This window comes from Trinickia camelliae, assembly GCF_053525655.1.
In genome coordinates this window covers 210,978-229,709 of sequence record NZ_JBCHAA010000008.1, presented here as the reverse complement: position 1 = coordinate 229,709, position 18,732 = coordinate 210,978, and the positions used below count along the sequence as shown (strand labels likewise).

16 protein-coding genes are annotated in these 18,732 nt (G+C 65.0%); 7 read left to right on the top strand and 9 right to left on the bottom strand.

From position 1 onward, the window contains the following. Window positions 1-38 precede the first annotated feature (38 nt). The 5 genes from AAHK20_RS15870 to AAHK20_RS15850 all read right to left on the bottom strand — a co-directional run bounded on the left by AAHK20_RS15870 (window position 39) and on the right by AAHK20_RS15850 (window position 6,490). Entirely contained in the window at window positions 39-1,499 is a 1,461-nt protein-coding gene (locus AAHK20_RS15870; protein ID WP_449182421.1) for an alginate export family protein, read from the bottom strand. Between the two features lie 14 nt (window positions 1,500-1,513). After that, on the bottom strand, window positions 1,514-2,371 hold the full coding sequence (locus tag AAHK20_RS15865) for a VOC family protein (protein ID WP_449182494.1): 858 nt from the start codon (window positions 2,369-2,371) through the stop codon (window positions 1,514-1,516). A gap of 174 nt (window positions 2,372-2,545) precedes the next feature. After that, the gene (locus AAHK20_RS15860) at window positions 2,546-3,541 is read right to left on the bottom strand and encodes an alpha/beta fold hydrolase (RefSeq protein ID WP_449182420.1); all 996 of its coding nucleotides are present in this window, start codon (window positions 3,539-3,541) and stop codon (window positions 2,546-2,548) included. Window positions 3,542-3,711: 170 nt separating this feature from the next. Next, complete coding sequence (locus AAHK20_RS15855) at window positions 3,712-4,662, bottom strand: MBL fold metallo-hydrolase (RefSeq protein WP_449182493.1); 951 nt, start codon at window positions 4,660-4,662, stop codon at window positions 3,712-3,714. Between the two features lie 103 nt (window positions 4,663-4,765). Beyond that, on the bottom strand, window positions 4,766-6,490 hold the full coding sequence (locus AAHK20_RS15850; protein ID WP_449182419.1) for an FAD-dependent oxidoreductase: 1,725 nt from the start codon (window positions 6,488-6,490) through the stop codon (window positions 4,766-4,768). Window positions 6,491-6,710: 220 nt separating this feature from the next. Between AAHK20_RS15850 and AAHK20_RS15845 the strand changes: the two genes are divergently transcribed. After that, the gene (locus AAHK20_RS15845; protein WP_449182418.1) at window positions 6,711-7,619 is read left to right on the top strand and encodes a LysR family transcriptional regulator; all 909 of its coding nucleotides are present in this window, start codon (window positions 6,711-6,713) and stop codon (window positions 7,617-7,619) included. A 49-nt stretch (window positions 7,620-7,668) separates the two neighbouring features. Here AAHK20_RS15845 and AAHK20_RS15840 read toward each other — a convergent pair whose 3' ends face one another. From AAHK20_RS15840 to AAHK20_RS15825, 4 genes are all read right to left on the bottom strand, one after another. Continuing rightward, window positions 7,669-10,224, bottom strand: coding sequence for an ATP-binding protein (locus AAHK20_RS15840; protein ID WP_449182417.1), 2,556 nt, complete (start codon window positions 10,222-10,224; stop codon window positions 7,669-7,671). A 206-nt stretch (window positions 10,225-10,430) separates the two neighbouring features. After that, a complete protein-coding gene (locus tag AAHK20_RS15835) occupies window positions 10,431-10,898 on the bottom strand; it encodes a DUF3331 domain-containing protein (RefSeq protein ID WP_449182416.1) in 468 nt (155 codons plus the stop codon). A gap of 29 nt (window positions 10,899-10,927) precedes the next feature. Further along, a complete protein-coding gene (locus AAHK20_RS15830; protein WP_449182415.1) occupies window positions 10,928-11,662 on the bottom strand; it encodes a YoaK family protein in 735 nt (244 codons plus the stop codon). A 23-nt stretch (window positions 11,663-11,685) separates the two neighbouring features. Then, entirely contained in the window at window positions 11,686-11,970 is a 285-nt protein-coding gene (locus tag AAHK20_RS15825) for a DUF1427 family protein (protein WP_449182414.1), read from the bottom strand. 303 nt (window positions 11,971-12,273) lie between these two features. Here AAHK20_RS15825 and AAHK20_RS15820 point away from each other — a divergent pair, with 303 nt between their 5' ends. The 6 genes from AAHK20_RS15820 (at window position 12,274) to AAHK20_RS15795 (ending at window position 18,731) form a co-directional block, all read left to right on the top strand. Further along, on the top strand, window positions 12,274-14,160 hold the full coding sequence (locus tag AAHK20_RS15820; protein ID WP_449182413.1) for an amidohydrolase: 1,887 nt from the start codon (window positions 12,274-12,276) through the stop codon (window positions 14,158-14,160). Window positions 14,161-14,182: 22 nt separating this feature from the next. After that, window positions 14,183-14,590 carry a DoxX family protein gene (locus AAHK20_RS15815; protein ID WP_449182492.1) on the top strand — a complete coding sequence of 136 codons (408 nt, stop codon included), beginning with the start codon at window positions 14,183-14,185 and terminating at the stop codon, window positions 14,588-14,590. An 11-nt stretch (window positions 14,591-14,601) separates the two neighbouring features. Beyond that, entirely contained in the window at window positions 14,602-15,252 is a 651-nt protein-coding gene (locus tag AAHK20_RS15810; RefSeq protein ID WP_449182412.1) for an HD domain-containing protein, read from the top strand. A gap of 47 nt (window positions 15,253-15,299) precedes the next feature. Beyond that, window positions 15,300-15,953: a hydrolase gene (locus AAHK20_RS15805; protein ID WP_449182411.1), complete on the top strand. Its 654-nt coding sequence runs from the start codon at window positions 15,300-15,302 to the stop codon at window positions 15,951-15,953. An 87-nt stretch (window positions 15,954-16,040) separates the two neighbouring features. After that, a complete protein-coding gene (locus AAHK20_RS15800) occupies window positions 16,041-17,657 on the top strand; it encodes a DHA2 family efflux MFS transporter permease subunit (RefSeq protein WP_449182410.1) in 1,617 nt (538 codons plus the stop codon). A 3-nt stretch (window positions 17,658-17,660) separates the two neighbouring features. Then, window positions 17,661-18,731 (top strand): HlyD family secretion protein, encoded by a 1,071-nt coding sequence (locus tag AAHK20_RS15795; RefSeq protein WP_449182409.1) that lies wholly within the window; start codon window positions 17,661-17,663, stop codon window positions 18,729-18,731. Window position 18,732 lies beyond the last annotated feature (1 nt).

Below are 18,732 nucleotides of genomic sequence, written 5' to 3'. Positions count from 1 at the left end.
ACTTCCTGGTTGGTAAAAAATGATTTGAACCGCGACCCTTACCATCCGAGCTTGGCTTCCACGCCCACGTAGTCCGCATTGCGCGCGCCGAGCGCACGAAGCGAATCGCCCACCTGGAAGTGAACCGCCTCGACGGCGAGCGCAACGTTCGGATTGACGAGCCAGTCCACCCGCACCTGTGCATACATGCCAGTCCAGGACGTGCCCTTGCCCGCCGTGCCGGGCACGACCTGCATGCCCTGTCCATAGACCGCATCCTGTGTGGTCGCGCGCCACTGAAAGCCGACTGCCGTGAGGATCGTGACGTTCGAAGCCGCCTTGAACGTCAGCGACGGCTTGACGTGATACAGGTTGCTGTATCCCGTATAGCCGGCGAGCGTGAAGTAGTAGCCGTTCGGAAAGAGCGGATTGAAAGTGCCGAGATGGCCGTCGCCCGGATGCCGGTCGCCCGAGGCGCCGTCCACCTGAATGCCGAGGCGCGGCGCGCCCGTGACGGACGCGAACGTATAGCCGCCCAAGAGCCCGAACGCCCATGCGCCGATCGTGTCGTTGCTGACGTGACCGGTCTGGGCCATCGTTTCCGCGTCCCAGTCGACATGCTCCGTCTTTCCGGCGTAGCGCATGTCGAACACGTCGCGATGCTCCGCGCCGGCCGCGTCGAGGTAGTGCGCGTTGCCGTTGATGTAGCGCGACCAGTAGGCAGACAGATCGCCAAGCCCCACCTTCGAGCGCTCGACACGCACGCCGCTGAACGTCAGGTGACGATTCGACACGTCGTCGAACGTGGTGACGTCGCGATACTGGACCGGCTGCGTGACATAGCCGATCAAGCGCCATTTGCCGATCTCGTAGTCGGCCCAGATGGCGTCGAACGCCTGCCGCACGTTGGGGCCGTCGCGCACCGAGACGAAGCGCTGCAAGTCGAACGCCATCTCCTGCCGGCCGATGCGGGTCTTGAACGTGCCGCCGCCCACGCCGTAGACGAGCGCCACGAACGCCTGCTCGATGTCGAGCTGATCCTTGTCGACGGGCGTCACCGTGTTCTTGCCGAAGGGACGCGCATCTTCGAGCTGGAAAAACGCCTGAACGTGACCGGCGATTCGTGCGTCCGCGTGCACTTCCGCGCGCTGAATCACATAGTTGTCGTCACGCCCGTTGCCGAGCCCGAAGAGCGCCGCATTGTTCAGCTCGAAGCGCTTGCGCAGGTTCGCGCCAAGCGAGAGATACGTGGACGGGTCGCTGCCCAGCGGGATGTATTTGAGCGAGTCGAAAGGCTTCCTCGGCACGCACGGATTCGCGAGCACCGCCCAGTTCTCCTGCCAGCGATTGAACAGGATGGCGGGCCGAGTCGCGCTGCACGTTGTGGCGGGACTTGTCCCCTGCGCCCCCGTCTGGGGCGGGTTTTGCGCCTGATCCTCGGCCCATGCCGCGCCGCCATTCGCGAGCGCGGACGCGACCAGCGCGGCGCTCGCAGCCGCCTTCGACAAGACATGCTTCATCGATGGACGCCGGGCTACTTCGACCATTCGTGGAGTTCGGCGATATAGCCGCCCGGAAACTCGACCATCGCCGTGCGCCCTTCGACCGTGCGGTTCGGCGCGGACAGCACCTTGACGCCTAAGCCTTGTGCTTTCGTCAGCGTCGCGTCGAGATCGGCGACCCGATAGCCGGTCACCTCATGCCCGAACGGATACGGCAGCTTGCCGTCCGTCGCGAACACGAGCATGTTGCCGAAGCCGGACTCGATGCGCACGCGCCGGAACGTCTCGCCCTGCCGCCCGATCTCCGTGCCGTCCGCGTGGCGATCGTCCGATACCACCTTGCCGTGCGAGAAGCACAGGAAGTCCTCGATGAACTTGTCTGCGCTTTGCGGGGACACGTAGGCGCGATTGTCGGGCACCGTCTCGAGCGGACCATAGGACGGCGCTTTGGTATGCCAGTACAGCTGCATCGTGAGCCCGCCCGGCCACTGGATGATCGCGTCCTTGCCGATCGGGTCGTCGAATTTGTCGACGATTACGTCAGCGCCGGCGGCCTGCGCGGCGCGAATCGCATCGTCAATGTTGGTGACCAGGTAGCCCGAGCGCTCATCGCCGAACGGGTACGGCACCGGCGTCTGAAACGCGAACACGGACAGCATGCCCACAGGCGTCTGCACGTACTGCGAGGCGGTCTTGCTCGGCGTCGGCGTGACGGTGAACACTGCGCGCGGGGAAGCCTTGCCGCCGAACGTCGAGACGAAGCTGTCGACGAATGCGTCGATGTCCGCAGTCGCGACGTAGACGTGCGTCGTGTCGTATTGCGCACCGACCGACACGGCGGGAATGTTCTTCGACGCCACCCGGCAGACCGGTTGCGCCGAAGCCGGCATGGCGGCCAACGTCGCGCCGAGCGTCATCATCGAGACGATCGCCGCGCCCAACGCGCGGCGTACATGGATAGTGTTCACTGGATACTCCCTAACCTTGATGCCCATGCCGTTCACCTATCTGTTTCGCGCTTTCGCCGGCACAAGGGCCGGCAAAAGCGTTTCACGCGGTTTGCCTTATTGCTGCTTCAGGAACGCAAGCAGGTCTTCGTTGACCTTGTCCGCGTGGGTGCTGCACATGCCATGCGGTGCGCCCGCATAGATCTTCAGCGTCGCGTTCTTGACGATCTTCGCCGAGAGCTTCGCCGAATCGTCGATCGGCACGATCTGATCGTCGTCGCCGTGCAGGATCAGCGTCGGCACGTCGATCTTCTTCAGGTCTTCCGTGTAGTCGACTTCGGAGAACTGCTTGACGCACTCGTATTGGCCTTTGATCGAGCCTTGCATGCCTTCGCGCCAGAACTCCTGAATCAGGCCCTGCGAGATCTTCGCGTTCGGACGGTTGAAGCCGTAGAACGGCGTCGCGAGATCCAGATAGAACTGCGAGCGGTTCGCCGCGACTTGTGCGCGGATACCGTCGAACACGGACATGTCGAGGCCGCCCGGGTTGGTCGCGCTCTTCACCATCTGCGGTGGAACCGCGCCGATCAGCACGGCCTTGGCCACGCGCTTCGAGCCATGACGCCCGATGTAGTGCGCGACTTCGCCGCCGCCCGTCGAATGACCGACCAGCATCGCGTTACGCACGTCGAGCGCATCGAGCACGGCGGCGAGGTCGTCGGCATAGGTATCCATGTCGTTGCCGCCCGAGCTCTGGCCCGAACGGCCGTGACCGCGCCGGTCGTGCGCGATCACGCGATAGCCCTGATTGACGAGGAACAGCATCTGCGGATCCCAAGCATCGGCGGAAAGCGGCCAGCCGTGCGAGAACACCACGGGCGTGCCGGTGCCCCAGTCCTTGAAGAAGATCTCGGTGCCGTCCTTCGCCTTCACGTAGTTGCCCTCGTGCCGGCCGCCCGAGGCCGCGTGGCTCGCGTGAGCCGTGCCGGCCGTGCTTGCGGCGGACGCCGACAGCGTGGAGAAGGCCGCGGCTGCGCCGGCCATGCCGGCGCTTGCCGAGAGCAGCCTGCGTCGCGACACGGAAGGTATGCCGAATTTGTTTTGAGCGTCCATTTCAGTTCTCCGTCGTTACGTTCTTGTCGGCGCTGCACGGTGGCTGCAACGCCGCGTGGATGGTTCAAGACACAGCGAATGAAGCCAGTGCGTCGAGAGTGCCCAGCTTAGTGGGAGCGCTGCGATAAAGTCCTGATTCGCGACTTAAACGTTCTGAAGGATCGATCGCCTCAATGGCCCGGTGCGGCGTCGTAATTGACCGGCACCCACTCGTAAGCCGTGCCGTTCTGCCGGATGTGCCCGAGACCCGGGAAGGCAATATGGGCCGCGCCGACCATCCAACCCTTCTGTGCCGCCAGGTTGAATGCATCGAGGCGTGAGCGCCGCGCCGCGACCGCATCGCTGTCGTACTCCACGGACACCTCGGGGTGCTGAAACTGGATGGCCGCGACGTGAATGATGTCGCCCCACACGAGCAGACTCTCGCCCCGGCTTTCCACCCGATACCCTGTATGGCCGGGCGTATGCCCCGGCAGCGGAACCGGCGTGATGCCCGGAACCACCGGATCGTTGCCGTTGAATGGCTTGAAGCGCCCAGCGGCGATGTAAGGGGCTACGGACTCCATCGCGGCATCGAAGAACTTCCCAAGGAATGCAGGCGCGCGGCTCTTGTTCGCGGGGTTGAGCCAGTAATCGGCCTCCGTCTGGCTCGTCATCACGACGGCGTTCGGGAACGTCATCGCGCCGCGCGAAACGATGCCGCCCACATGGTCCTCATGCAGATGCGTGAGCACGACCACGTCGATCTGCTCGGGCCGGTAGCCTGCCGCGCGCAGGTTTTGCATCAGGCGCCCGCAACAGTCGCCATACAACACGCCTGCACCCGTGTCGATCAGCACCAGCTTGGAGCCGGTATTGACGAGGAATGCGTTGATCGAACCCTGGACCGGCGGTTGAAGAAAGTCACGGTCCAGATCGCGCTTTATTTCTTCCTTCGATACGCCCTCGATGACCGAATCGATCGGAAACGGGTGCGTGCCGTCCGACAGCGCCGTGACCTCGAAGTCGCCCAGCATGATCCGGTAAAAGCCCGGCGCCTGCGTGCCGACGCGCGGCGCCGACGCAAGCGCCATAGTCGAAACCAGCGCCATGCCGCACGCAAGGCACAGCGCGAAGCCCATGCGCAACCGTTCCACCAACGATTTGCGATCGCTCATTCTCAGGATTCCTTTTCGTCACGTTGAACATGCGAGCAAGAATAGCGAGGGCGCGCACTAATCGTTCTTAATTGTTCTGCACTTCCGCGTTCGACTCCGCGAGGTACGCATGGATCTGGCCGATCACCGCCGCGCCGTCGCCGACCGCCGTGGCCACGCGCTTGGCTGAGCCGGAACGCACGTCGCCGATCGCGAACATGCCGCTCACGCTGGTCTGAAGCGAAAAAGTCTCGCGCTCGTATGGCTCGTCGCTAAGCGCTCCCTGGATGCCGGTCAGCACGAACCCTCGCGGATCCAATTCGACGCCGCTCGACGCCAGCCAGTCGGTCTTGGGATCGGCGCCGATGAAGAGGAAGAGATGGCGCGACGCGATCACTTCTTCGTCGCCGGCGTTGCGGATGTGAACGCGAGCCAGCCCGGCGGCATCTGCCTCAAGGGCTTCGAGCGTGCAGCGTGTGCAGACCGATACATTCGGCAACGCGCCAATGCGATCGATCAGGTACCTCGACATGCTTGCGTCCAACCCATCGCCCCGGATCAGCACGCGAATGCTGCGCGCGAAATTGGCGAGGAACACGACGGCCTGGCCCGCGGAGTTGCCCCCGCCGATCAACACGATGTCCTGCCCCTTCACGAGCTTCGCCTCGATCGGCGACGCCCAGTAGTAGATGCCGCGTCCATCGAAGCGATCGAAATCCGGCACCTGCGGCTTGCGGTAAGCCGCGCCGCTTGCGATCACCACGGTGCGCGAACAGATTTGCTGATCGTCGGCAAGCGCAAGAACGAAGTGTGTGTCGTGCCGCGCGACATCGATGACTTTGCCGGGAATCGCCAGATGGGCGCCGAACTTCAGCGCCTGCTGGAACGCCCTTGCCGCCAGCGCCTGCCCCGAGATCCCGGTCGGAAAGCCGAGGTAGTTTTCGATCCGCGAGCTCGCGCCTGCCTGCCCGCCCGGCGCACGCTGGTCGAACACGGCTACCGCCAGCCCTTCGGTCGCCGCATAGACGGCCGCCGCCAGCCCGGCCGGGCCCGCGCCGACGATGGCGACGTCGTAGGTGCATGAGCGCTCAAAGGCCGGCACGAGCCCGAGGCGCGTGGCGAGCTCGACCTCGTCGGGTGCGCGCAGCACGGAGCCGTCCGGGCAGAACACGAGCGGAAAATCCGCGGGCCCCGTCGTCATGCCCGACAGCAGCGCGACCGCTTCCTCGTTATGACGGACGTCGAGCACCGATGCCGGATAGGCATTGCGGCGCAGGAAACCCTGAAGGCCGATGAGCCGGCCGTCCGATCCGTCGCCGACGATGATCGGCCCGAGCCCCTGCTCGATCAGTCCCAGGCGCCTCAAGATCAGCGCGCGCATGATGTGCTCGCCGAGCTGGGCGTCGGCCACGATCAACGCCCTCAACTGGTCCGGTTCGACGGCGAGCGTCTCGCAGTCCGTCAGCGCCACGCCGTCGACGAGCGCGGGCTTGCCCGACAGCTGGGCCATCTCCGCCATGAAGTGCCCTGCCTCGTGTTCGGTCACGAGGGTCGAGCGGCCCAGCGAATCGCGAGTAGAGATCCGCACGCGTCCTTCCAGCAGCACGAAAAGACCAAGTGCGACACGACCGGTTTCGAAAATCCTCTCGCCGGCCTTGAACGACATTGGCCTCGCGAAGCGTTGCAGGCTGAGAATCTCCGCCGGCGACAAGCGAGGGAACATCTGATGCCGGCGATGTTCGAGCGACGTATAGGGAACCTCCAATTCCGGCACTGCGTCTTCGGTCTGCGGGAAAGGATCCGTGCTGCTCATGAGTACCTCGATATCGTTGCGTGATGCTTCACGCAACGAAGCTTAGCGAGGTGCTGCCGAAAACTCCTTGGACGCACCTTAAAACTTCTGAAGCGATTTGCCCTTCAGCACGTCCACGTGGCCACATGGCCGCAACTCAAGATACGATTCAGGTGATGCGCCGCGAAGCTTTGCGCGCCCATACGACACGACAACCCGACACAACAACCGGATTCTTCCCATGAAGCTGTCATTCGAGGCGCTCGAAGCGCTCGACGTCATCGACCGTGTCGGCACCTTCGCCGAAGCGGCGGAAATGCTGCACCGCGTGCCGTCCTCGCTGACCTATCTCGTGCAGAAGCTCGAAAGCGATCTCGGCGTGGAGCTGTTCGACCGCAGCGGCCGGCGCGCGAAGCTCACGCACGCAGGGCGCGTCGTCGTGGAGGAAGGACGCCGGCTGCTGCATGCGGCGGAGCAGCTCGAGTGCAAAGCGCGCCGCATCCAGGAAGGCTGGGAAGCGGAGCTGCGCTTGTGCATCGACGAGATCCTGCCGTTTAGGGCCCTATGGCCCTACGTACATGAGTTCTACAAGCTCGAAATGGATACGCGGCTGCGTCTGTCGACCGAAGTGCTCGGCGGCACCTGGGATGCGTTGATCACGCGCCGCGCAGACCTGGTGGTGGGCGCCGCCGGCGAGCCGCCTCAGTTACCGAACATCGTCGCGCGTCCCGTGGGCTCGCTGCGGCACGTGTTCGCCGTCGCGCCCGATCATCCGCTCGCGAGCCTGCCTGAGCCGCTATCGATGGATGCCGTCGTCCGCTATCGAGGGGCCGTCATCAGCGACACGTCGCGCGAGCTACGGCCGCGCTCGGTCGCGACCGACGACGGTCAGCCCTTCGTCGCCGTGCCGACGCTCGCCGCCAAGCTGGACGCGCAATGCGAAGGCATCGCGGTCGGCACACTGCCCGAGTGCATCGCGCAGGGCGCAATCGACGACGGCAAGCTGGTCGCGCGGCGTGTGACCGGCATGCGCGAAGTGACCTATTGCTACCTCGCGTGGCGTGAAGACGAGGCCGGCCGCGCATTGTCGTGGTGGGTCGAGCAACTGGACCGTCCCGATCTGATCGACCGCTTCATCGCGCAGATCTGACGGCGCAAGCGGACCGCGCGGCGAGTTACATGCCTCAAATCACAAGCCGTCAGTCACACTGGCTTCGGCTCGCAAGCTCGGCGCCCAGCCGGCAGAGGTCCATGTAGAACCAGCGGTCGCCGGTCGCCGCGCAGTGTTGCAACGCCTCATCGAGCACCGCCTCGGCTTCGTCCCGGTGCTCCCATTCGTTCAGCGCGCGCGCGTACTGCGCGAGCAGCATGGTCCACTGCGTCAGATAGCCGGTCTCCCGCACGGCGTCGAGTGCGGCGCGAAACGCCGGCAGCCGCGACGGATCGGGCTCGGTGGCGGACTTCAGATATTGGTCGTAGCAGTCGCTGCACGCGAGCCACACCGTGAAGCCCGCCTGCTTCGCACGCGTGCGCAATAGCGCGATGCCCTCGCGGGCGAGCTCGAACGCTCCGCTCAGCAGCGCGACCGGCACCAGCCCTTCCACGAGCACGTAGCACGTCACGATGTCGTGCCCATAGCACAGCGCCGCTTCCAGCGCGCATTGCGCGGTCTGCAGCGCTTCGTCCGTCTCTGCCTCGGTCCACAACACGCGCGCCAGGATCGCGCGCGCAGCGATGCCAGGCTCGATGCGAAATCCCGGGATACCCCAGTGGTCGTCGGGGTACTCGTAGGCGCGCAGCATCTGTTCAAGCCGCTTGCGTGACGCTTGCGCCTCGCCGGCATAGTGCAACGCCACGGCCTCGAGCCTCGCCGCCACAATGCAGAACGCCGGACGCTCGGCCCTCTGCGCCAGCGCGTCGAAGCGCCGCGCCAGTTGCAACGCGGCATGCGCTTCGCCGCCATACTGGCACACGCTCCACAACCCCCACAAGGCGCGCAACTCGAAATCGGCGTCGTTCGTCGCCACCGCGAGCGAGAGCACCTCGGACCACGCGTCGTGCACCGCCTGCACCGGGCCCTGCGTAAACAGCAGGGCCGCGCCATAGGCGGCGAGAAGCGACAGGCGGCTATCGGCCGGCACCGGTGCAACCTCGGGGGCGCGCATCGCGTCGAGCGCGGCGCGGGCCCGCTCGCAGCATTCGTCGACCAGCGAAAGATCGAAGAGGCACGGCACCGCGACCGCCGCCAGCGCGATGCCGACGGCGCGGTCGCCCTCGGGCGCGAAGGCCCAGTCGAGCGCCGCGCGAAGATTGCCTAGCTCATGCCGGATCGTGATGGACCATGAGGTCGGCTTCGCATCGGAAAGCCGTGCCGGCGCTCGGGAGAGGACCGTCCGAAAATAGGTGGCGTGCGCGAGCGCGGCGGCTTTGCGCTCCCCGTGATCCTCGAGTTGCCGCAGCGCGTAGGCTCGCGTGATCTCGAGCAACCGGTAACGCGTGGGCGCTTCCTCGCTCTCTCGCACGACGAGCGACTTCGCCACGAGACCGCTCAGCGCATCGAGTACCTCGGTGCGCGAAAAACCGAGTCCCATGGTCACGTGATACGCGGCATCGAACGAGAAGCCGTGCATGAATACGCCGAGCCAGCGCAGCAACGTGCGCTCGGTATCGTCGAGCAGGCGATAGCTCCAGTCGAGCATGGCCTTCAAGGTCTGATGGCGCGGCAACGCCGTGCGAAAGCCACCGGCGAGAATGCGAAAGTGATCGTCGAGGTGCTCGGCCAGCACTTCCACGCCAAGCACCGCCGCACGCGCCGCGGCCAATTCGACTGCGAGCGGTATGCCGTCGAGCCGGCGGCAAATGAGCCCCGTCACCAGCAGCGTGCGCTCGTCGAGCGGAAAGCGCGGGTCTGCCGCCTGCGCGCGATCGATGAACAAGCGGACGGCGCTGGCCCGTAGGATGTCTTCGGCGGTGCCGCCTTCGTCGGGCACATCGAGCGGCTGGACGCGATACAGCAGTTCGCCCGGGACACGCAAGGCTTCGCGGCTCGTCGCGAGAACATAGAGCCCATCGTTGCCATCGCTGAGCGTGCTCGCGATCTGCGCCACCTCGTCGATCAGGTGCTCGCAGTTGTCGAGCACGAGCAGCATGTGCCGGCCCGCCAGATCCGCCGCGATATCGTCGAGCGAGAGACGCCCCGCGGGCATCGCGAGGCCGAGCGCGCCCGCCAGCGCATCGCGTGCGAAGCGCGGGTCCGATACCGGCGCGAACGGAACGAACACCACGCCATCGGAAAACCGGTTGCCGATCCGCGCCGCGACTTCGATGGCGATCCGCGTCTTGCCGATGCCGCCCGCCCCTACGAGCGTGACGACCTTCGTCGTAGCGAGCGCATCGACGATGTCGGCGATCGTGGCCTCGCGGCCCACGAGCGACGAGGCGCAAACGGGCATGCCGTGCGCGGGCGCCGCGCGCGAAGCGCGCATCGGCTCTCGCGCCGCCGCCGGCTCGCGCTTGATGGCGAGAAGCCGATAACCGCGGCCCGGCACCGTGCGGATCAGATCGCGGTCGGCGGCCAGCGCCTTGCGCAGCGCTGCAATGTGAACCTGAAGGTTGTTTTCCTGGACGACAACGTTGGGCCAAACCGCGCGCATGATCTCGTCCTTCGAAACCAGCGCGCCCTCGGCGCGGATCAACACTTCGAGAATATCGAAGGCGCGGCTGCCGATGTTCAGCGCCTCGCCGTTCGATCGCACTTCGCGGTTCTCGAGAAAGACGTTTAATTGCCCCACCTGGATCATTGCGAGCCTGTCTTGCTGATGTGCTGAATCGTTGGGCCGACGGGCACGGCCCGGATGCACATGCTACGGTATTCGCATAACTCGATGCTTTAAATATTCCGAATCTACAGTTCGATATTTTTGATTGAAGCCGGAATGCCTGCCGTGCTTGATGGCGTGCGTTAGCTAGGCAATGAGTGAAACCGCTTCATGCGAACCGGTTCCATGTGCACAGGCTCGGTGTGCACGACCATACGTTCGAGCTCGTCCGCGAGAATCATCTCTGCACCGTTGGCCGGAGGATGCTCGCCTCGCCATTGCGGCTTGTAGATCACGTCGCCACGGCGAATCGCTCGACCGCTCAGCGCGCAATGGCCGCTGCGCCGCGACCGCCCGCTGGTCCAGCGCTGATCGATATAGCGGCAGCGCGTCGAATCGCTCCAGGAAACAAGCATCGAATGTTCGCTCTGCTTCTCCACGGCGATCACCGACGTCCGGTACCGCCCGGCGCCCGCCGTGCCGCTCGCGCCAGTGCGCGCGCCACTGTGCGCTCTCGGCAGATCGAAGCGCGCAGGCTGCAACAACTGCTGCGTTACGTCAGACGGGCAAATCAACGAGAGCATCTGCTTCCAGCGATTGAACTCATTCATATGCGCTCATCCTCGCAAATTGACTCGCTTCATTCGCCCACCGCGCGTGCCTCGGTGCCTGCACGCAAAGCGAGAATCGCCAGCAGCGTCACGGGAAACAGCAATGCCCAGAACGAAGCCTGTACGCAGGCGATAGCCGCAACGATCGCACCCACGGCAAAGCCGCAGACCGGCAGCAGCGTATCGGCGAGGCGCGCGCGAGCGGCGCCCTTCGTTTCGGCGGCACGGCCCGTCATTGCGTCGATGGCGTCGATCACGCCGCGCGTGATGTTCTGCGTCATCATCGTCGTGAGCGGTTGTCCGGTCAGCACAAGCTGGCTATGCGCGTTCTGGATGCCCATGGCGACCGCACCGAACAGCCCGGCCACGATGACCGCGGCGCTATCCGGCGAACGCACGGGCAACGCGGCAAGACCCGCGAACATCATGAAGCACAGGCAGACGGCCTGTAGCACGTAGATCGCCCGCTCCGAGGACATGCCGCGTCGCGATCTGAATTGCACGACGCACTTCGCCACCGCGACACCCACGATGAACGCGGGAAACGCCGACAGCTTGAGCAACACGCCCTGCCCTTGCCCGACGATGTTGGCGCCGATCAGCACGAAGTTGGTTGTCACGTGCGACGTGAAGAGACCGAATAGTCCGACGAACCCGAATGTGTCGACGTATCCGGCGAGGAACGCGAGCACGGTGACGAGTCGTTGCGGCGACGAGCTTGCGTCTGTGTTGTCGGCTTGCGTCGCGGGTGGCATGAGAGTCATGACAGTGGATCTCCGGCGCGCCGTTATTGCTTCGTCTCGCTGGAGCCCGAGCCCGATCCTGTGTCGACCGCGTCCCCGTCCGAGCTGCTGCCGGCGGGGCTTGCACCCGGCTTCACGGGTGCGCTCACAACCGCTGGCGCGCTGCGCGCGGCGAGATGCTCCTTCAACTGCGTGACCAACTGGTCGCCGCCCAGCATCCCGAGCAATCCAGCCAGCGCAATCAGCGGCGGGGCTGGCGACTTGAGCCCCAGCAGACCGTAGCCGATACCGAAGAGCAGCCCTGATAAGAGCGAATAGACATACGACATGACTTCAATCCTCACGGTGGAGCGTGGCGCTTTCGAGCGTCGTCGACGTGAGCGCTCCTGATGCCACTGCCTGTTCGAACCCATCGTATCAACGCCCCTTCAACGCGCGCATTTAAACGTTCTGAAATCTCCTGGCAACCGTTCAAAGATGCGCGCTTTAAGAACGCTTAAGGCGCGGCTCAGGACTTTAAGCGCGGGGCTTGAGTACCTTAGGAGAAGAGGAAGGCGCAAGCAGATGGACGGCCTTCGCACGATCCATGGACAGCAGTGTCCAGCCCCCACAGGAAACGAGAGGAACGAACGATGACTGCCCCACTGAACGACGCGGCGAAAGCGGACACCGTTTTCTTCAACGGCAAGATTGCCACCCAGGACGACAAGCGATCGTTCGTGACGGCGATTGCAATCAAGGACGGCCGGGTCCTCGCAACCGGCAGCGATCACATCGTTATGCAGCGCGCTGATGCGAATACGAAGCGCATCGACCTGCAAGGCCGCACGGTGATTCCGGGTCTCAACGACTCGCACTTGCACGTGATTCGCGGCGGCTTGAACTTCAATATGGAGCTGCGCTGGGACGGCGTGCCGTCGCTAGCCGATGCACTCGACATGCTGCGCCGCCAAGTGGCGCGCACGCCAGCGCCGCAATGGGTTCGCGTGGTGGGCGGCTGGAACGAACTGCAGTTCGCGGAGCGGCGCGGGCCGACGCTCGAAGAAATCAACGCGATCGCACCGGACACGCCGGTGTTCATCCTTCACCTCTATGACAGCGCGCTCTTGAACGGCGCCGCGCTGCGCGCGGTCGGCTACACGAAGGACACGCCCAACCCGCCCGGCGGCGAGATCCAGCGCGACAGCCGCGGCAACCCCACGGGCATGTTGATCGCGCGCCCCAACGCCGGGCTGCTCTACGCGACGCTCGCCAAAGGTCCGAAGCTGCCCTACGACGACCAGGTGAATTCCACGCGTCACTTCATGCGCGAGCTGAACCGCCTTGGCGTGACGAGCGCGATCGATGCGGGCGGCGGTTATCAAGCCTACCCGGACGACTACGCGGTCGTCATGGATCTCGCGAAACGCGGCGAGCTCACCATGCGCATCGCCTACAACCTCTTCACGCAGAACGCGAAGAAGGAGATCGAGGACTTCGCGAAGTGGGTGAAGATGACGAAGCCCGGCGATGGCGACGAATTCCTGCGCGTGAACGGCGCCGGCGAGATGCTCGTCTTCTCCGCCGCGGACTTCGAAGACTTTCTGGAGCCGCGTCCTGACTTGCCCGATACGCTCGAGACGGAGCTCACGGCGGTCGTGAAGCTGCTCGTGCAGAACCGCTGGCCGTTCCGCCTGCACGCGACCTACGACGAGTCGATCAGCCGTTTTCTCAACGTATTCGAGGCCGTAAACCGCGAGGTGCCATTCAACGGACTTCGCTGGTTCTTCGACCATTGCGAGACCATTTCCGAAGCCAACATCGCCCGCATCGCGGCGCTCGGCGGCGGCATCGCCGTGCAGCACCGGATGGCCTACCAGGGCGAATACTTCATCAACCGCTACGGCGCCGAAGCCGCCGAGCGCACGCCGCCGATCCAAAAGATGCTGGCCGCGGGGCTACCGGTCGGCGCGGGCACCGACGCGACGCGCGTGGCGAGCTTCAATCCGTTCGTTTCGCTGTATTGGATGGTGTCGGGCCGCACGGTGGGCGGCACGCTGCTCTACCCCGATCGCAACCGGCTCGATCGCATGGAAGCGCTGCGCCGCTACACGGTGGGCAGCGCCTGGTTCTCCAGCGAGGACGATCGCAAGGGCGCGCTGCTGCCCGGCCAGTACGCCGACTTCGCGGCGCTGACCGACGACTACTTCACGATCGACGAAGAGCGGATCAAGTATCTGTCGTCGGTGCTGACGGTCGTCAACGGCAAGGTCGTCTATGCCGACGAAGAGTTCAGCCCGCTCGCACCGGCCGACCTGCCCGTCAGCCCCTCGTGGTCGCCCGTGGCGGAGTTTGGCGGCTACAGCCGCTACCGGCCATTAGCATCCACGTCGGCATCCGCACGCGCCTGCGTCGACGGCTGCGTGAACCTGTGCGGCGTCCACGCTCACGGTCATATGTGGGCTTGGCGCAGCAACGTGCCGGTGCGCGACGACAACAGCTTCTGGGGTGCGCTCGGCTGCAGCTGCTTTGCGTTCTGAGCCGCATGCAGAGCGAACGATGATGAACGTCACACCGGCGCGCCTCGCCGCGAACTCGGGCGATCTCGGCCTGCTCTTTCTGCGTATCGGCGCGAGCGTGCTCGTGCTGATCGTGCATGGCCTGCCGAAGGTCCTGCACTACGCGGCCCAGGCGGCGGTCATCGAGGATCCGTTTCACCTTGGCAAGGGGCTCAGCATCGCCTTCGCGATCTTCGCCGAAGTCGTCTGCCAGCTCTTCGTGATGGCCGGCATTGCGACACGGCTCGCCGCGCTGCCGGTGATGATCGTCTCGGCGATCGCGCTCATCTTCGTGCACCCCGAGTGGACCGCCGAACAGGCGCAGTTCGCATGGATGCTGTTGATCCTGTTCGGCGCGATCGCCGTCGCGGGCCCCGGCCGTTACTCGCTGGCGACCCGGCTCAAACCCTAAGAGGACACGCGATGAGCCGAACCGTCGCCGGCATCCCGATCCCGGACAGCGCCATGGCACGAGCCGCGCTCGCCGTCGCCCTCGCCGGCGAACCCGAGATTCTCTATCGCCATTCGGTGCGGGCGTTCCTGTTCGCGGCGCTCATCGGCCGGCACCGCCAGCTTGCATACGACATGGAGCTGCTCTACGTCGTCGCGCTGTTTCACTGCATTGGCTTGACGGCGGCCTATCACGGATCGCTGCGGCGTTTCGAAGTGGACAGCGCGAATGCGCTCGAGGCGTTCCTCGCAAGCCATGGCGTACCGCCCGAGGACATCGCCGAAGCATGGCGGGCCGTGGCGCTTCACACGACCTTCGGCATCCACGCCGACATGCCGTCGCACACGGCGCTCGCGGCGCTGATCGCGGCGGGCGTGGAGGCCGATCTGCTCTGCATGCATATGGACGCGTTGACCGTGGCCGAGCGCGACGCGGTGCTGTTCGAGTTCCCTCGCGGACCGCGCTTCAAGGAACAGATCCTCGACACGTTCGCGCAGGGCATGGCGTGGCGTCCCGCGACGACGTTCGGCACGGTCAACGCGGACATCCTCGAGCGGTGCGATCCGAACTATCGGCGCAGGAATTTCTGCGGCCTGATTCTCGGGTCGAACTGGAAGGAGTAGCAAACGCAGTACCCGTTTCACCAACAGGCAATTCAATGGAGGCAACGATGCCCACCGCCAAAGCACAACCCGGCAAGACCCTGCTCAATCCGACCAACCACACGTTGATCATGATCGACTTCCAGTCGCAGATGTCGTTCGCGACCAAGTCGATCGACGCGAACGTGCTGCGCAACAACACGTCGCTCGTGTCCAAGGCCGCCAAGGAATTCAAGGTCCCGACGATCCTCACCACCGTCGCGGAAAAGAGTTTCTCCGGCCCGATGTACCAGGAGATCACGTCGGTGTTCCCGGAAGAGAAGCTCATCGATCGCACCTCGATGAACACGTGGGAAGATCCGCGCATCGCCGAGCGCGTGAACGCCATCGGCAAGGACAAGATCGTCCTGGCGGGCCTGTGGACTTCGGTCTGCATCGTCGGTCCGGCCGCGTCGGCGATCGACCAGGGGTTCGAGGTCTATGTGATCGCTGATGCGTGCGGCGACGTTTCCGACGAAGCGCACGAGCGCGCGATGGAGCGCATGGTCCAGCTGGGTGCACGCCCGATGACCTCGCTCCAGTACCTGCTCGAGCTGCAACGCGACTGGGCGCGTGCGGAAACGTACAACCAGACGGTTGCCACGTCGATCGCTCACGGCGGCGCGTACGGCCTCGGCCTGATCTACGCGAAGACGATGTTCGGCGCAAGCGAAGGTCATTGATCTCGCACGCACGCATCGGTTGACGAAGGGGCGGGCTGGCGCGCCGGCTCGCCTTGGTTCGCGCGCGTGGGTTTCCGGCTATCCGCAATGAACGAATCCATACTGTCCAAACCTGTCGCACCACCGCTGCCAGGCGAGTCGCCTGCAGCCGCCACGCCGGCGCCGATGAATTCCGCGCTGCTGCTGACGGGGCTCGGCCTCGCGACCGGCATGGAGTTCTATACGTTCGACAGCATGAATCTCGTGCTGCCGGACCTGACCGGTTCGCTCGGCGTTTCCGCCGACGAGGCGAGTTGGCTGCTCACGGTCTATAGCTGCGCGCTCTTTCTCGGCGTGCCCGTGTCGATCTGGCTGGCCGGCCACGTCGGCTACAAGCGCTTCCTGCTCGCGACGATCGTCGTATTCGCCGCCGCGTCGGTGGGCTGTGCACTGTCCCCCGGCCTCGATTCGATGCTGTTCTGCCGGGTGCTCCAGGGATTTGCCGGCGCCGGTCTCGTGGTCTGGTGGCGCGCGAGCATCTATGTGCTGATGCCGAAGCCGCAACGCAGCCCGGCGCTGATGCGCGTGTCGACAGTGCTCTATCTTTCCAGCGCCGCCGGTCTGCTGGCGAGCGGCTACATCACCGATCACTACCACTGGCGTCTGATCTTTCTGCCGAACCTGCTGTACGCGGCGGGTGCGCTGTGGCTGATTGCGCGCCACTTCCCGACACTGCCGCCGCCGGCATCCGGGCGCGTGATCGAGACCGACTGGCCCGGCATTGCGCTCATCGCCATTGCGCTCATTTCGCTGCAGGTGATCCTCAATCGCGGCGAGATCGACGACTGGTTCGGCTCGACGCATCTGCGCGTGCTGGCGCTCGTCGGCGCCGCTGCGCTAATGCTGTTCGTCGCGTGGCAAGCGAGCGCCGCGAATCGCGCGCCCCTCCTGTGCCTCGACTTGCTGCGCGACCGCAACGTGCTGTCATCCGCGGTGATCGGCGTATTTACCGGCATGATCCTGTCCGGCAGCGTGTTCGTGCTGCCCGAATTCCTGCGCAACTTGGCCGAGCACACGTACAGCGCCACGCAGACGGGCCAGATCATGTGCATCTACGCACTCACCGCTGCGGCGATCCGTCCGGCGGTGGTGGCGCTCATCGCGCGCGTCGGCCAGCGCAAGGCCATCGCCATCGCGCTCGTCATGTTGATCGCCTCGATGGTCGTGTTCCACCAGCTGCTCACGACGGGCACGCCGGGCCCCTACTTCGCGCTGCCACTGATTCTCTACGCCTGCTGTCTCGCGCCGCTGCTGCCCGCCGTAGGCAGCGGGACCGTGGCGAGGATCGAGCAGAACAAACTGCTCGACGGCGTCTCGCTTTACATGACGTTCCGCCAGTTCGGCGCGTCGCTCGGCATTGCATTGCTCACGATTCTGATCGCCCATCGCGAGACGCTGCATTCGTCGCGCCTCCTCGATCACGTTCGCCTCGATAACGCGGTGACGCGCGAATGGCTTGCGTCGATGAGCGGGACGCTCACAAGTCATGGCGGCCAAACGCCTTTTGAGGGAGCGCAGGCGGCTGTGCGGATGCTCGCCGAAGCAACCGCGCGCCAGGCGGCGACGCTCGCCTACGCCGATGCGTTCGCATTCATGGCGGCCATAGGCGTGCTTACGCTGTGTCTGCTGCCGCTCGTTCCACCCACACCCGTTCAGGGCAAATAGAGCATGACCTTAGAAACCGCAGCGGCGCAGCCGAACCGGCGGCCGTTGATCTTTACCATCCTGGGCTTTGCGGTCCTGCTGCTGCTCGCGCTCTACTTCATCGCGCCCGGCTTCTACGCGAAGGAAACGAACGACGCCTATGTCGATGCCCATGTCGTCTCGGTGATCCCCAAGGTCCCCGCGTACGTGCGCAAGCTCTACGTCGACGACAACAGCAAGGTGCAAGCCGGTCAGCTGCTGATCGAACTCGATCCGCGCGACTACGCGGTGCAGCTCGCGCAGGCCAAGGCGAGCCTCGCTGACGCCGAGGGCAAGCTGCAAGAAGCGCGCGACCAGATTCCCGTCGCCGATGCGGAAGTCGCGCGGCAGCGCGCCGAGCTCGATGTCGCCCAGGCCAACGCGAAGCTCGCGGAGATCAATCTGAGCCGCTTGCAGTCCGTCTCCGACGTGCGCGCCGTCTCTTCCCAGCGCGTCGACGAAGGTAAAGCCGCCGCCACGAGCACACGCGCGGCAACGGTGGCGGCGCAAGTGCGCATCACCGCGGCCGAGGCGCAGGCAAAGCTGGCGCGCTCGCAGGCCGCGACCGCCGAGGCCGCTGTCGGGCAGGCACGCGCGGCGCTGGATCAGGCCGAGCTGAACTTGTCGTACACGAAGATCTACGCGACCGAAGCGGGCAGCGTGACGCGCAAGAGCGTCGAGCCGGGCAATTTCGTTCAACCGGGGCAACTGCTGTTGTCGGTTGTTCCACAGCATCTCTACGTCATCGCGAACTACAAGGAAACGCAGCTCACGCATGTGAGGCCGGGCCAGAGCGTGACGATCGCGGTCGATGCGTTCGCGGACCAGCCGCTGCGCGGCCACGTCGACAGCATCCAGCGCGGCACCGGCTCGCGCTTCGCGCTGCTGCCGCCGGAAAACGCGACCGGCAACTTCGTCAAGATCGTGCAGCGCGTGCCGGTCAAGATCGAATTCGACGATCCGGGCGAAGCGCTGAAATGGATCTCGCCGGGCATGTCGGTCGAAACGCGGATCTTCGTCAGGGAGCAGCCTCGATGGCTTGGGTTCCTGAACTAGT